General features: G+C 63.0%; 14 protein-coding genes. 7 read left to right on the plus strand and 7 right to left on the minus strand.

Translation table 11 applies throughout. From position 1 onward, the window contains the following. Positions 1 to 71 precede the first annotated feature (71 nt). The 3 genes from IAE38_RS10450 (at position 72) to IAE38_RS10460 (ending at position 3,694) form a co-directional block, all read left to right on the plus strand. Positions 72 to 1,346 carry a glycerate kinase type-2 family protein gene (locus IAE38_RS10450; protein ID WP_201164639.1) on the plus strand — a complete coding sequence of 425 codons (1,275 nt, stop codon included), beginning with the start codon at positions 72 to 74 and terminating at the stop codon, positions 1,344 to 1,346. Next, entirely contained in the window at positions 1,343 to 2,758 is a 1,416-nt protein-coding gene (pyk, locus tag IAE38_RS10455; protein ID WP_201217489.1) for a pyruvate kinase, read from the plus strand. The genes IAE38_RS10450 and pyk overlap by 4 nt, the downstream gene beginning before the upstream one ends. A gap of 75 nt (positions 2,759 to 2,833) precedes the next feature. Continuing rightward, the gene (locus IAE38_RS10460; protein WP_201217491.1) at positions 2,834 to 3,694 is read left to right on the plus strand and encodes an urea transporter; all 861 of its coding nucleotides are present in this window, start codon (positions 2,834 to 2,836) and stop codon (positions 3,692 to 3,694) included. Positions 3,695 to 3,705: 11 nt separating this feature from the next. Here the strand turns inward: IAE38_RS10460 and IAE38_RS10465 are convergent, their stop codons facing one another. Next, positions 3,706 to 4,476: an RHS repeat-associated core domain-containing protein gene (locus IAE38_RS10465; RefSeq protein WP_201217492.1), complete on the minus strand. Its 771-nt coding sequence runs from the start codon at positions 4,474 to 4,476 to the stop codon at positions 3,706 to 3,708. A gap of 147 nt (positions 4,477 to 4,623) precedes the next feature. On the opposite strand from IAE38_RS10465, the gene IAE38_RS10470 reads away from it, so the two are divergent. Next, a complete protein-coding gene (locus tag IAE38_RS10470) occupies positions 4,624 to 5,445 on the plus strand; it encodes an ion transporter (RefSeq protein WP_201217494.1) in 822 nt (273 codons plus the stop codon). 111 nt (positions 5,446 to 5,556) lie between these two features. Then, on the plus strand, positions 5,557 to 6,555 hold the full coding sequence (locus tag IAE38_RS10475) for a sulfate ABC transporter substrate-binding protein (RefSeq protein WP_028632126.1): 999 nt from the start codon (positions 5,557 to 5,559) through the stop codon (positions 6,553 to 6,555). A gap of 78 nt (positions 6,556 to 6,633) precedes the next feature. Here IAE38_RS10475 and IAE38_RS10480 read toward each other — a convergent pair whose 3' ends face one another. Beyond that, a complete protein-coding gene (locus tag IAE38_RS10480; RefSeq protein WP_201217496.1) occupies positions 6,634 to 7,560 on the minus strand; it encodes a class I SAM-dependent methyltransferase in 927 nt (308 codons plus the stop codon). Positions 7,561 to 8,069: 509 nt separating this feature from the next. Here IAE38_RS10480 and IAE38_RS10485 point away from each other — a divergent pair. Then, positions 8,070 to 9,602, plus strand: coding sequence for an NCS1 family nucleobase:cation symporter-1 (locus IAE38_RS10485; RefSeq protein WP_201217497.1), 1,533 nt, complete (start codon positions 8,070 to 8,072; stop codon positions 9,600 to 9,602). 16 nt (positions 9,603 to 9,618) lie between these two features. Beyond that, complete coding sequence (locus IAE38_RS10490; protein ID WP_028632123.1) at positions 9,619 to 10,347, plus strand: aspartate/glutamate racemase family protein; 729 nt, start codon at positions 9,619 to 9,621, stop codon at positions 10,345 to 10,347. 30 nt (positions 10,348 to 10,377) lie between these two features. Here IAE38_RS10490 and IAE38_RS10495 read toward each other — a convergent pair whose 3' ends face one another. The 5 genes from IAE38_RS10495 to IAE38_RS10515 all read right to left on the minus strand — a co-directional run bounded on the left by IAE38_RS10495 (position 10,378) and on the right by IAE38_RS10515 (position 13,960). Next, positions 10,378 to 11,043 (minus strand): hypothetical protein, encoded by a 666-nt coding sequence (locus IAE38_RS10495; RefSeq protein WP_028632122.1) that lies wholly within the window; start codon positions 11,041 to 11,043, stop codon positions 10,378 to 10,380. 233 nt (positions 11,044 to 11,276) lie between these two features. Further along, positions 11,277 to 11,615 (minus strand): FKBP-type peptidyl-prolyl cis-trans isomerase, encoded by a 339-nt coding sequence (locus tag IAE38_RS10500; protein WP_028632121.1) that lies wholly within the window; start codon positions 11,613 to 11,615, stop codon positions 11,277 to 11,279. Between the two features lie 75 nt (positions 11,616 to 11,690). After that, entirely contained in the window at positions 11,691 to 12,098 is a 408-nt protein-coding gene (locus IAE38_RS10505) for a GFA family protein (protein WP_201164632.1), read from the minus strand. Positions 12,099 to 12,181: 83 nt separating this feature from the next. Beyond that, positions 12,182 to 12,970 (minus strand): PhzF family phenazine biosynthesis protein, encoded by a 789-nt coding sequence (locus IAE38_RS10510; RefSeq protein ID WP_201217499.1) that lies wholly within the window; start codon positions 12,968 to 12,970, stop codon positions 12,182 to 12,184. Positions 12,971 to 13,021: 51 nt separating this feature from the next. After that, positions 13,022 to 13,960 (minus strand): 2-hydroxyacid dehydrogenase, encoded by a 939-nt coding sequence (locus tag IAE38_RS10515; protein ID WP_201217501.1) that lies wholly within the window; start codon positions 13,958 to 13,960, stop codon positions 13,022 to 13,024. Between the last annotated feature and the right edge of the window lie 176 nt (positions 13,961 to 14,136).

Raw genomic sequence — 14,136 nt, forward strand, 5'->3', positions numbered from 1 at the left:
GTTCGCCCTGCACGGAGGCACTTCCAGGGGCGTTTTTGATTGTGCAAAACAACAATAATTGGGAGCCTGCCATGTCGGTCGATCCGCAAAAAATTCTTCGCGAGCTGTTCGACACAGCCATCGCCGCCGCCCACCCCCGCCAGGTCCTTGAGCCGTATTTGCCCGCTGACCGTACCGGCCGGGTCATTGTCATCGGCGCCGGGAAGGCCGCAGCCGCCATGGCCGAAGTGGTCGAGAAATGCTGGCAGGGGGAAGTCTGCGGCCTGGTGGTCACCCGCTACGGCCATGGGGCCAATTGTCAGAAAATCGAAGTGGTTGAGGCCGCCCACCCCGTTCCCGACGCTGCCGGCCTGGCCGTGGCCAAGCGCGTGCTGGACCTGGTCAGCAACCTCAACGAAGACGACCGCGTGATCTTCCTGCTGTCTGGCGGTGGCTCGGCACTGCTGGCCCTGCCTGCGCAGGGCCTGACGCTGGCCGACAAGCAGCAGATCAACAAGGCGCTGCTCAAATCCGGCGCCACCATCGGCGAGATGAACTGCGTGCGCAAGCACCTCTCGGCGATCAAGGGCGGCCGCCTGGCCAAGGCCTGCTGGCCGGCCACGGTGTACACCTATGCCATTTCCGATGTGCCGGGCGACCTGGCCACGGTGATCGCCTCCGGCCCTACCGTGGCCGACCCGAGCACCCGCGCCGATGCCCTGGCCATCCTCAAACGCTACGCCATCGATGCGCCCAAGGCCGTCATCGACTGGCTTAACAACCCCGCATCAGAAACCGTCAAGGCCGATGATCCGGCCCTGGCACGCAGCCATTTCCAGCTGATCGCCAAGCCCCAGCAGTCGCTGGAAGCCGCGGCCGTCAAAGCCCGCCAGGCGGGTTTCAGCCCGCTGATCCTGGGCGACCTCGAAGGCGAGTCGCGTGAGGTGGCCAAGGTGCACGCGGGCATCGCCCGGCAGATCATCCAGCACGGCCAGCCGCTCAAAGCTCCCTGCGTGATCCTGTCCGGTGGCGAAACCACCGTCACCGTACGGGGCAACGGCCGCGGCGGGCGCAACGCCGAGTTCCTGCTCAGCCTCACCGAAAGCCTCAAAGGCCTGCCGGGCGTGTATGCCCTGGCCGGCGATACCGATGGCATCGACGGGTCGGAAGAAAACGCCGGCGCGCTGATGACCCCCAGCAGCCATGCCCGCGCCCAGGCACTGGGCCTGAGCGCCAGCGACGAGCTGGACAACAACAACGGCTACGGCTACTTCGCCGCGCTGGATGCGTTGATCGTCACCGAGCCGACCCGCACCAACGTCAACGACTTCCGCGCCATCCTGATTCTCGAGAGCAACCCATCATGACGCCCGACAAGAAAGTGAAGGTACTGGCCACCCTCGGCCCGGCAATCAAGACCATCGACGACGTGCGCCAGCTGGTGGAGGCCGGGGTAAATATCTTCCGCCTGAATTTCAGCCACGGCGAACACGCCGACCACGCCTTGCGCTACCAGTGGATTCGCGATGTGGAGCAGCAGCTGAACTACCCGCTGGGCATCCTCATGGACCTGCAAGGGCCCAAGCTGCGGGTGGGTCGCTTCGCTGACGGCAACGTGTACCTGCAGCGTGGCCAGGCCCTGCGCCTGGACCTGGACACCACACCCGGCAGCCCCCAGCGGGTGAACCTGCCGCACCCAGAGATCATTGCCGCGCTGGAACCCGGCATGGACCTGCTGCTGGACGACGGCAAGCTGCGCTTGCGGGTCACCGCCAAGCACCACGACGCCATCGACACCGAGGTGCTGGCCGGCGGGGAGCTGTCCGACCGCAAAGGGGTCAACGTGCCCCAGGCGCTGCTCGACCTCTCGCCACTGACCGAAAAGGACCGCCGCGACCTGGCCTTTGGCCTGGAGCTGGGCGTGGACTGGGTTGCGCTGTCGTTTGTGCAGCGCCCTCAGGACATCGCCGAAGCACGCGCCCTGATCGGCGACCGGGCTTACCTGATGGCCAAGATCGAAAAGCCGTCGGCGGTGGAACAGCTGCAAGCCATCGCCGAACTGGCCGACGCCATCATGGTGGCCCGCGGTGACCTGGGTGTGGAGGTACCGGCCGAGAGCGTGCCGCAGATCCAGAAGCGCATCATCAACACCTGCCGGCAGTTGGGCAAACCGGTGGTGGTGGCCACCCAGATGCTTGAGTCCATGCGTTTTTCCCCGGCCCCTACCCGCGCCGAGGTCACCGACGTGGCCAACGCCGTGGCCGAAGGCGCCGATGCAGTGATGCTGTCAGCAGAAACCGCCTCGGGCGAGTACCCGCTGGAAGCCGTGCAGATGATGAGCAAAATCATCCGCCAGGTGGAAAACGGCCCGGACTACCAGGCCCAGCTTGACGTCGGCCGGCCCAAGGCCGAGGCCACGGTGTCGGACGCCATCAGCTGCGCCATCCGCCGCATCAGCGGCATCCTACCGGTGGCGGTGCTGGTGAACTACAGCGAGTCGGGCGCCTCGACCCTGCGCGCTGCCCGCGAGCGACCCCGCGCGCCGATCCTCAACCTCACCCCCAACCACGCCACCGCGCGCCGGCTGAGTGTGACCTGGGGCGTGCATTCGGTGGTCAATGACCGCTTGCGCCAAGTGGACGAGGTGGTGTCGACCGCCCTTGAAATCGCCCAGGCACAAGGCATGGCCAGCCGGGGTGATACGTTGCTGATCACGGCCGGTGTGCCGTTCGGCAAGCCGGGGTCGACGAACACGCTGCGGATCGAGAGCTTGATCTAGGCCACTGCACCTGACTGCGGACAAATCGAGGCCCGAAGAGGCCCGCCGCTTCTCTTTCAACCTTGCTGACTGCCCATGTACACAAAACATTTCGTCAACCCGTGCCCTGACTGGGCCACGGCGCTGTTCAACGGCTTCAGCCAGGTGCTGCTGCTGCGCAGCCCTGCCTGCGGCCTGTGCTGCCTGTTGGCCATTTTGCTTACCGCACCCGGGCTGGTCGGCGGCGCCCTGCTTGGCGCCCTGGCCGGCCTGATGACCGCACAGGCCCGTGGCTACGACCGTGCCGACCGCCAGGCCGGGCTGTACAGCTACAACGGCGTGCTCATCGGCATCTTGATCAGTGCGGTATTGCCCTGGTCGGTCATCCAGCCACCGCTGATCATCGCCGCGGCGGGCCTGTCCAGCATCATCACCCACCAATGGCGCAAGCGCGGCGGCAAGCTGCTGGTCGCCTACACCGCCCCCTTCGTGCTGCTGGGCTGGGCCGTGCTGCTGGTTGGCAGCCCTGCGCCAAGCGGCCCCGTCGAGGCCGGCCCGCTGTATGGGTTGGCGCGTGGCGTGGGCCAAATCTTTTTGCTCGACCAGCCATTGGCCGGGCTGCTGATCATCCTCGGCCTGTTCATCGCGCATCCCTACGCTGCCCTGTGGGCCGTGATCGGCTCGGCAATCGGCGGTGGCGTAGCGCTGCTCACCGAGCAGCAGGAGGCAGCCTGGCTGGGCCTTTATGGGTTCAATGCGGCGCTGGCGGCACTGGCGTTCAGCCGCCAGGGGGAAAAGCCGTTGGCGACGCTGACTGCAATCGCCGTGGCAGTAACGCTGCAGTCACTGTGGAAGCTACTGCCGACTGCGCCACTGACCGCGCCTTTCGTCATGGCATGCTGGCTTATGCATGGAGGCTCTTCGGTTAGACGATCTGCCCAAACTGCCAGCCTGTAGCTCGCGACAGGCTATTGGCGTATTTGCCGTACAACCTCATTGGCCAGGTCTTTATGAGATACCCGATAGGTTGCCTGATTCCAGGACACACGCTTTTCAGACTGCAGCACCATTCCCACAGGCAGCGGTACAGCCACGGTGCCATCCGCGGGTTTCGTGGTCGCTGCTGAAACGGCGGTCTTGAACGCGTCTGCGTGTGGGACAGTAACGGTGGTCTGCGTGGGGGAGATTCTAAGCGTGGAGTTTTCCAAGCCCTGCACCAGGCTCCCCAACGGCAACTCAAGGCTGGTCTTGCCTTCCGATCGGACCCATTTCCCATTTTTCAGCATATTCAGAACATCCCTTGGGGCGGCATTGAACTGAAGTCGGCCGTTCACAACGCTGATGCTGCCTTCCGCTGATGAGGCTGCGGAAAGTGCTGCTCCCTGTTGAGGGGTTCGGGTCCACAAGCCTTCATATTTCGACCTCACAGGCGCCTGCCTAGTATATTTCGGCCACAGAGGCGCTTGCCCAGTTGGGTCGCTCAGAACCACAGGATTACCTACGCAATATACATAGGCATTCAACCCGCCTTTACCAAATGGGCTATGGACGTCGCTGCTGACGAATCGCATCAAGGCGGGGCTGTAATAACGGTGCCCAGCCCCCAGCGGGTAGCCTTGTAACCGGCGATCCAAGTATTCACCGGTATAACCAAGCCACGTCCTGCCTGATGCCTGGCCCTGATAACCATACACGGTGTAGGCCCTGCCGAGCCGGGGTGAACCGCAAGCGTTGCCCATTGACGTGCTCCTGTGAACTCCGCAGGGCCATTAGTAACAGCTCCCGCCCTGATACAGAACTGGCATTTTTAGAGCGCCTCTGGCGCTGCGTTGCCGTGTATGGGGCAGATCCTCTACTCTTGGTGTTTGCTTTACGGACCCGCGCCTATGCCCACCCCGCAATCCTGGCGTGAACGCCTCTACGTCATCGTCTTCCAGACCGACACGGTCGCCGGCAGACGCTTCGACAAGACGCTCCTGCTGATCATCCTCGCCAGCCTCGTCACGGTGATCCTCGACAGTATCGACGAGGTGCACCGGGGTTACGGCGGCCTGCTGGCGGCCCTGGAGTGGGGCTTCACTGCGGTGTTTCTGTGCGAATACCTCACCCGCCTGTACTGCTCGCCCCGGCCTTTGCGCTATGCGTTCAGCTTCTACGGCCTGGTCGATTTGCTGGCGATCGTGCCGGGCATCATTGCGCTGTACTACAGCGACGCCCAATACCTGCTGATCGTGCGGGTCATCCGTATGCTGCGGATCTTCCGCGTGCTCAAGCTGGGGCCCTACCTCAAGCAGGCCAATTACCTGCTTGCCGCCCTGCGCGGCAGCAAGCAGAAGATCATCGTGTTTCTGGTCAGCGTATCGACGCTGGTCACCGTGTTCGGCACGCTGATGTACGTGATCGAGGGGCCGGAGCATGGCTTTACCAGCATTCCCAAAGGCATCTACTGGGCCATTGTCACCCTCACCACGGTCGGCTTCGGCGATATCGTGCCGCGAACACCCCTGGGGCAGGTGCTGTCATCGCTGGTGATGATCACCGGTTATTCGATCATTGCAGTGCCGACCGGCATCTTCACTGCGGAGCTTGCCAACGCCATGCGTGGCGAGCAGTTGCAGCACGATTGCCCTGCCTGCAGCAAACCCACCCACGAGAACAATGCAGCGTTCTGCTCGCGCTGTGGCAGCCAGCTGTTCACCCCGCGATAAAACCGTGCAGCCGGGCATAACCAAAGGCGTTTTTGTTCTTTAAAGGCAACATCGCCAGCCGCTATAGTCGCAGGCAATGTGCCAACACCCTTCCGCCAACAAGGACGCCCTGTGAAAAAGCTCTTCACCGCCTCGCTGCTCGCCGCCGGCCTTGCCTTGGGCAACATCGCCCAGGCAGCACCGACCCTGCTCAACGTCTCCTATGACGTGATGCGCGACTTCTACAAGGACTACAACCCCGCCTTCCAGAAGCACTGGGAGGCCGAGCACAACGAGAAGGTCAACGTGCAGATGTCCTTCGGCGGTTCGAGCAAGCAGGCGCGTGCAGTGATCGACGGGCTGCCGGCCGATGTCATCACCATGAACATGGCTACCGACATCAATGCCCTGGTCGACAATGGCAAACTGGTGCCCGACAACTGGGTAACCCGGCTGCCTAACAACAGTGCCCCGTTCACCTCTGCCACCGTGTTCATCGTGCGCAAGGGCAACCCCAAGGCGCTGAAAGACTGGCCCGACCTGCTCAAGGATGGCGTGCAGGTGATCGTGCCCAACCCCAAGACCTCCGGGAATGGCCGCTACACCTACCTGTCGGCCTGGGGTTATGTGCTCAAGCAGGGCGGTGACGAGGCCAAGGCCCGTGACTTCGTGGGCAAGCTGTTCAAGCAGGCGCCAGTGCTCGACACCGGTGGCCGCGCGGCAACCACCACCTTCATGACCAACCAGATTGGCGACGTGCTGGTCACCTTCGAGAACGAGGCCGAGATGATCGCCCGGGAGTTTGGCCGCGATCAGTTCGAGGTGGTGTACCCCAGCGTTTCGGCTGAAGCCGAGCCACCGGTCAGCGTCGTTGACAAGGTGGTAGCCCGTAAGGGCACCCAGGCTGTGGCCGAGGAATACCTGAAGTACCTGTGGTCACCTGCTGCACAGGAAATCGCCGCACAGAACTACCTGCGCCCGCGCGATGCAACCGTGCTGGCCAAGTACACCGACCGTTTCCCGAAGGTGGACTTCCTGTCGGTTGAGAAAACCTTTGGTGACTGGCGCACAGTACAGAAGACCCACTTCAATGACGGTGGGGTGTTTGACCAGATCTACACCAACCAGTAAGCGGCACCCTGGTATCGCGAACAAGCTCGGCCTCACCCGGCACTTGCTCGCGATGCCCCACGGCGCCCCTCCCCGCGACTACGCCTGACGAAATACCAGGGCCTTCAGCCCGCCCGCCGAATCCCCATCAGGGAACTCAGGCGGGTTTTCCAGGCGTTCGACAAACGCCAAGCCAGGCGCCTGCTCCGCCATCCCGTCAATCAAGAACTCCGGCCCTATCGCCGGGTCGTTCACGCAGGCCAGTACCGTCCCGCCCGGCGTCAGCAGCTCTGGCAACCGCCGTAGAATCTTGGCGTAATCCTGGGTCAGCACGAAACTGCCGCGCTGGAAGGTGGGCGGGTCGATGATCACCAGGTCGTAGGGGCCGTATTTGCGTACCTTGCCCCACGACTTGAACAGTTCGTGCCCCAGGTACGCCACCCGCGAGGCATCGTGGCCGTTGAGCCGGTGGTTTTCCCGCCCGCGGGACAGCGCCGACTTGGCCATGTCCAGGTTGACCGCCTGCTCAGCCCCGCCGGCAACGGCCGCAACCGAGAAACCGCAGGTGTAGGCGAACAGGTTCAGCACACGCTTGCCACCGGCCTGCTCGCGCACCCATTGCCGCCCGTAGCGCATGTCCAGAAACAGGCCGTTGTTCTGGCGCACGCCCAGGTCCAGCAAGTAGGTGAGCCCATCTTCGACCACCTCGCGCTGTTGGCAAGGCTCACCCACCAACCACTGGCCGGGGCTGTCAGGCAGGTAGCGATGCTGAACAAGAATGGCCTCCCCGGCCCACTGCGGCCGCTTGGCAAGCGCCAGCAGCATGGCCTCCAGCTCTGCCAGCTGGCCATCGGGCGGCTCACGAAACAACGCCACTGAGAGCACGCCCTGCAACCAGTCCACCGTGACCTGCTCCAGGCCCGGCCAGCAGCGCCCACGGCCATGGAACAGGCGGCGGGTTTCGTGTGGGGCTGGGTCGAGTGCGGCAAGCAGGTGTTGCTCAAGGGTGTGGATCGGCGAGGTCATTGAAAGTCACGAACAGGGAAAAACGCCATTCTACAGCCACTGTCGTGTTGCGGGAAAATTGACCCGGTGACCGCAGACGAAATTTTGTACACATAAACGTAACCATAAGTGCCATTTTTGTGTGCACTTAGTGTTTTTGCGCACCATTAGGTTACAGGCAGAACCGTTTAAAATCTGACTAAATGATCAACTAGTTCAGCTCTGAGAAATTTAAGAATTGTCTATCTACAGGAATATTTCTAAATAAATTCAGATAGTTAAAAAATTCATATCCGTACTCATGTCTTCGATCGTAGCTGACTCAACAAGGCTTGGCATGGAACTCGCTTTTGTGTGTTCATGTTTTGTATACAAATTTGACAAAACATAAATACACAATAACCCGCGACGCCGACTCACCCTTGGCCGCCGCGCCCAGAACCCTGTGATGCCAACGCTGCACCGACGAGAAGGCCAGCCCGTGTGCATGCCCGCTCATCGCAGTCTGCGTGCATCAGGAGCCCGCCGGAATGAGTAGCAGCCTCAACCTAGCCCCTGAACTGTCCGTCGCCAGCACCCAACCCACCACCACACAGCCCGACCCCGTGCTAGCCCTCGGCCTCAGCCCACGCCTGCACAACCGCGACCTGGCGCCCACCCGCATCGCCGGGCGCCGCTGGGGCGGTTACAGCATCTTCGCCCTGTGGACCAACGACGTGCACAACATCGCCAACTATTCCTTCGCCATGGGGCTGTTTGCCCTGGGACTGGGCGGTTGGCAGATCCTGATGTCACTGGCCATTGGTGCGGCACTGGTGTACTTCTTCATGAACCTGTCGGGCTACATGGGGCAGAAGACAGGCGTCCCGTTCCCGGTCATCAGCCGGATTGCCTTCGGTATCCATGGTGCGCAGATCCCCGCCCTGATACGCGCCGTGATCGCCATCGCCTGGTTCGGCATCCAGACGTACCTGGCGTCAGTGGTGCTGCGGGTGCTGTTGAGCGCCGTGTGGCCGCAACTGGCGGCCTACGACCATGACAGTATTCTGGGGCTGTCGAGCCTGGGCTGGGTGTGCTTCGTGGCCATCTGGCTGGTGCAACTGGTCATTCTGGCCTACGGCATGGAGATGGTGCGCCGCTACGAGGGGTTCGCCGGGCCGGTGATTCTGCTCACGGTCGCTTCGCTGGCCGTGTTCATGTACATCAAGGCCGATGCCCGCATTGCCTGGTCGGTTGCCGAGCCGCTGACCGGCGTTGACATGTGGCGCAACATCTTTGCCGGCGGCGCGCTGTGGCTGGCCATCTACGGCACGCTGGTGCTCAACTTCTGCGACTTCGCCCGGTCTTCGCCCTGCCGCAAAACCATTCGCGTAGGCAACTTCTGGGGCTTGCCGGTCAACATTCTGGTGTTCGCCGTCATCACGGTGGTGCTGTGCGGTGCCCAGTTCCAGATCAACGGGCAGATCATCGACAGCCCCACCCAGATCGTGGCCGCCATCCCCAGCACCGCGTTCCTGGTACTCGGCTGCCTGGCATTCCTGATCGTCACCGTGGCGGTGAACATCATGGCCAATTTCGTGGCGCCGGCCTTCGTGCTCAGCAACCTGGCCCCGCGCCACCTCAACTTCCGCCGCGCCGGGCTGATCAGCGCCACCCTGGCGGTATTGATCCTGCCCTGGAACCTGTACAACAGCCCGCTGGTGATCGTGTACTTCCTGTCTGGCCTGGGCGCCCTGCTGGGGCCGCTGTACGGCGTGATCATGTCCGACTATTGGCTGCTGCGCAAAGGCTGCATCAACGTGCCGCAGCTCTACAGCGAAGACCCGGCCGGCGCTTATCACTACACGCGGGGCATCAACCTGCGTGCCATCGCGGCATTCCTGCCTGCCGCATTGCTGGCCATCGTGCTGGCCCTGGTACCCCATTTCCACAGCGTGGCACCGTTCTCCTGGCTGATCGGCGCAGGCATTGCCGCTGCCATCTACCTGCTGATCGCCCCACGCAACCGTCACTATCACGATGTCAGCGGCGAATGCATCGCCGTCGACCACAGCAGCCACTGAACAGGGAGGACTGCCCATGCGCATTCTTATCGCCAACGTCAACACCACAGAAGCCATCACCGATGCGATCGCCGAGCAGGCGCGCGCGGTGGCCGCCCCCGGCACCGAGATCATCGGGCTCACCCCTTGGTTCGGCGCCGAATCGGTGGAAGGCAATTTCGAAAGCTACCTGGCCGCCATCGCGGTAATGGACCGCGTACTGGCCTACGAAGGCCCCTACGATGCGGTCATCCAGGCCGGCTACGGCGAGCACGGGCGTGAAGGGTTGCAGGAGTTGTTGAACGTGCCCGTGGTAGACATCACCGATGCGGCGGCCAGTACAGCGATGTACCTGGGGCATGCCTACTCGGTGGTCACCACACTGGACCGCACGGTGCCGCTGATTGAAGACCGGCTCAAGCTGTCGGGCCTGTATGACCGCTGCGCCTCGGTGCGCGCCAGCGGCATGGCGGTGCTGGAGCTGGAAGCCGACCCGCAGCGGGCCGTTGAGGCCATCGTCGAGCAGGCTGAACGTGCCGTGCGTGAAGACAAGGCCGAGGTCATCTGCCTGGGTTGTGGCGGCATGGCCGGGCTGGACGAGCAGATCCGCCAACGCACCGGGGTACCGGTGGTGGATGGCGTGAGTGCGGCAGTGACGGTCGCCGAGGCGTTGGTGCGCATGGGCTTGAGCACATCGAAAGTACGCACCTACGCCACGCCCAGGGCCAAGAAGGTAGTGGGCTGGCCGATGCGCCTGGGCCGCTGACCCCGTTGTGGTGCTGCCCTGGGCAATGAATCAGCTGGGGCAGCTTTCGGCGCCGTCGTTCAGGCCCTGGCGCACGTTACGGCTGAGCAGGCTGGCCTTGCCGTCGTGCCAAGTCAGGGTCAGCACGTAGAGGGTGTCGAAGTCGTCACCCTCCCAGTCTTCGGTGATCACCCGCTTTTCACCCAACGCCTTGCCGGCGACGGCATTGATCAGATCCGGCAGGTAGCCATGGGACCAGGCGGTGTACACGGTCGCATTGCGGTACTTGTCACGCAGCAGTTCGTCGGCAAGCTCGTCGGTGTCGTTGGCGCTGAAATCGATGTTCACCGGCAGGCCCAGCCGAATGGCACTGGGGGTGATGGTCATCAGCGGGCGGATATAGCTGTAGCTCTTGTCCTGGCTGCCCTCCTCCACATGCCGCGTGGGGTTGGCGGCGAACACGTAATCGGCGTTACCGAAACGCGCAGGCAATACCGTGGCCAGGTCAAGCGCGCGGTTCAGCCCCTGGCAATTCAACTGGCCCAGGCCTTCACCGGGTTTTTCGGCATGCCGCAGAAACACCAGGGTTTGGGTACCGTCCACAGGTTCTGCCCTGCTGTCGAGCGCCTCCAGCGTCAACGGCACGGCCACTGCCGTGAGCAGCAGGCCAAGCAGCAACGGGTGGCGACGGCGACGGAAGAAAGCTGGCAATTTCATCAATTCAAGGCCTGTGTGGCAGAACAATCGGTTGCACCCGACACAGTACCCGGCCTGTTGCAGGCCGCCTTGAGCGTGATTGCCATCCTTGGCAACGGGTGAGGGTCAGAGTGCCCCGAACCCGTTTGGTTCCTCCCTGAGCGTGAATGCCGTTCCCTAGGCAAGGCCCAGACTAGACACCTGCTGTTGCGCATTTGTGTCTGGCAGGTGAACCTGTTGTTGCCTGGTGGGGCTCAGTCGTCCCGTGTGAGCACTTCCAGTAACTCGATCTCGAAGGTGAGGTCGGCGTGTGGCGGGATGGCGCCCAGGGTGCGTTCACCATAGGCCAGGTGGGCTGGCACTTGCAGCTTGCGCTTGCCGCCCACACGCATCCCCATCAACCCTTGGTCCCAGCCTTTGATGACACGCCCGGTGCCGATGACGCACTGAAACGGCTTGCCACGGGACCAGGAAGAATCGAACTCGCTGCCATCGGCCAACCAGCCGGTGTATTGAGTGGTGATGAGCGCGCCTTTGACGGCGACTTTGCCATCACCCTCTACCAGGTCGGTGATCTGCAGTTCTTGGCTCACGGGCATACTCCATCTGAAAGACAAAGCCGCCCTTTTCTCAGGATTGCAGCGCTTTGGCAAGCCCGCACGCCGGCATCAGCCCAGCTGTTCGAAGGCCTGCTGCCCGGTGAGGGAGGTGGTCTGGTTGGCGAAGCAGTACCAACCGGGTTTCTGCTCGATGAAGATCTGCAGGCTGAACTGCCAGTTCAGCTCGCCATCCAGCAGGCCAACCGGCACCGCGTAGCTGTCGTTGGCCCTGAGCCGGTAGAACAGGTGTGTGCCGCACTGGCTGCAGAAGCCGCGCTGCGCCCAGTCGGACGAATCGTAAACACCGGGGGTGAGGCCCTCGAACGTCGGCGGCTGGTTGCAATGCACCACCAGCAACGGGCCGCCGGTCCACTTGCGGCACATGCTGCAATGGCAGGCGCTGACATCGGCATGGTCAAACGAAACCTTCAACTGGGTGGCGCCGCACAAGCAGCTGCCGGACGTTTCCAAAGCCATGATGCACTCCCCGAAAAAGACAAAGAAGCCAGTATAGCCTCAGGCCCGGCAGCCCATCGCCGGTACGCGAATGCGCAGACGTGTCAGACAAACACCGTACCGCGCAGGTACAGCGCCGCCCGACCACTGATGATCACCCGGCCATTGCCCGGCACCTCACAGTGCAACTGGCCCTTTCGCGCCCCGCCCTGCTCGCAGGCCAGTCGCTGCTTGCCAAGGCGTTCGGCCCAGATCGGTGCCAGCGAGGTGTGCGCCGAGCCTGTCACCGGGTCCTCATTCACGCCCACCCGCGGCCCGAACCAACGGGTAACGAAGTCGAACCCCCGCCCCGCCGCAGTCACGGCAATGCCGCGCACATCGTAGCGCGACAGCGCGACGAAGTCGGGCTGCAGTGCGTCCAGCAGCAATGGGTCTTCGATCACCACCACGTAGTCATCGCTGCGGTACAGCGCCAGCGCCTGGTGCAGGCCCAGTGCCTCCAGCAACCCTGCAGGCATTTCTTCGGCTGCGGGCTGTTTGGCGGGGAAGTCCATGGCCAGCAGCCCATCGTCCCCCCGGGTGACCCGCAACTCGCCACTGCGGGTATTGAAGCGCAGCACCTGGGCGGGTTCACCCAATTGTTCGAACAGTACATAGGCAGATGCCAGGGTGGCGTGGCCGCAAAGGTCCACTTCCACGGCGGGGGTAAACCAACGCAGGTCGAAGCCCTCGCCATTGCGTACGAAATACGCCGTTTCGGACAGGTTGTTCTCTTCAGCGATACGCTGCAGCACCTGGTCTGGCAGCCAGTGTTCAAGCGGGATGACGGCCGCCGGGTTGCCCCCGAACGGTTCGGCACTGAAGGCATCGACCTGGAAGATTTCGAGTTGCATGGACACGCTCCTTATGGCCCGGCAGCTACCAGGCGGCTTTCTGTGTCAGGGTTACGGGCGAACGGGTGTCAACACAGGCTCACCGGCAAAGAATGCCTGCAGGTTACGCAGCACGAGGGCCACGGTGTCCCGCGCGGCCTCAGGCGACTGGCCCGCTACGTGGGGGGTGAGCACGGTGTTGTGCAGTGCTTTCAGGGCATCAGGCACCTGGGGCTCATCATCGAATACGTCCAATGCAGCACCTGCCAGCGCGCCGCTTTGCAGGGCAGTAACCAGCGCCTGGGTGTCGACCACGCTGGCGCGAGCGATATTGACTAGGTAACCCTGCGGGCCCAGTGCCTTGAGCACGCTGGCATTGATCAGGTGATGGGTGTTGGCCCCCCCTGGCGTGGCCACCACCAGAATATCGACGGCCTCTGCGAGGCGTTCGGGGCTGTCGAACCAGGTGTAGGGCTGATTGGCCTTGGGGTTGCGGCTGTGATAGCTGACCGGCATGGCAAACCCGAGTTGGGCACGCCTGGCGATGGCCTGCCCGACGGCGCCCAGGCCGACGATGCCGAGGCGTTTGCCGCTCACCGACGGGCTGATGACGCGCAGCCATTCGCCGCGGCGGGTACTGACGTCTGCCTGGGGAATATTGCGCAGCAGGGCCAGGAGCATGGCCATGGCGTGGTCTGCAACGGCTTCGGCATTGGCGCCGGCGCCGTTGGTCACGGTGATGCCGCGGGCGGCGGCGGCGGGCAGGTCGACTTGCTCGTAGCCGGCACCGATGACGCAGATAATCTGCAATTTGGGCAACGCGGCCATTTCACTGGCGGTGAGGCCGAGCGGGCCACGGGTGAGCACGGCGTCGATCTGCGCGCCCTGTTGCTCGATGGCTTGGGCGCGGAGCTTGGGGGATTGAGCGCGGATCAGGTGATAACCGGACTGCTCCAGCAGGGAGAGGTAATCGTCGACGGTTTCTACCAGTACCAGGACTGTTTTGGGCATGCCACCTCCAAGATTGATGGGAGGATTATGCGGAGTGAGTGGGCGGTACAGTCAATGGGAAAAATAAGGGGTAACTGTACTGTGCTGGTCATTTCTGCTTTGGGCTGTTGCTGTAGATCTTGATCTTGATCTTGATCTTCGCGACTTCAGGAGGCCGAACGAAGGACTTGCGGAGG

Origin of the sequence: Pseudomonas sp. S32 (assembly GCF_016648095.1) — a bacterium.
Taxonomy (GTDB): Bacteria; Pseudomonadota; Gammaproteobacteria; order Pseudomonadales; family Pseudomonadaceae; genus Aquipseudomonas; species Aquipseudomonas parafulva.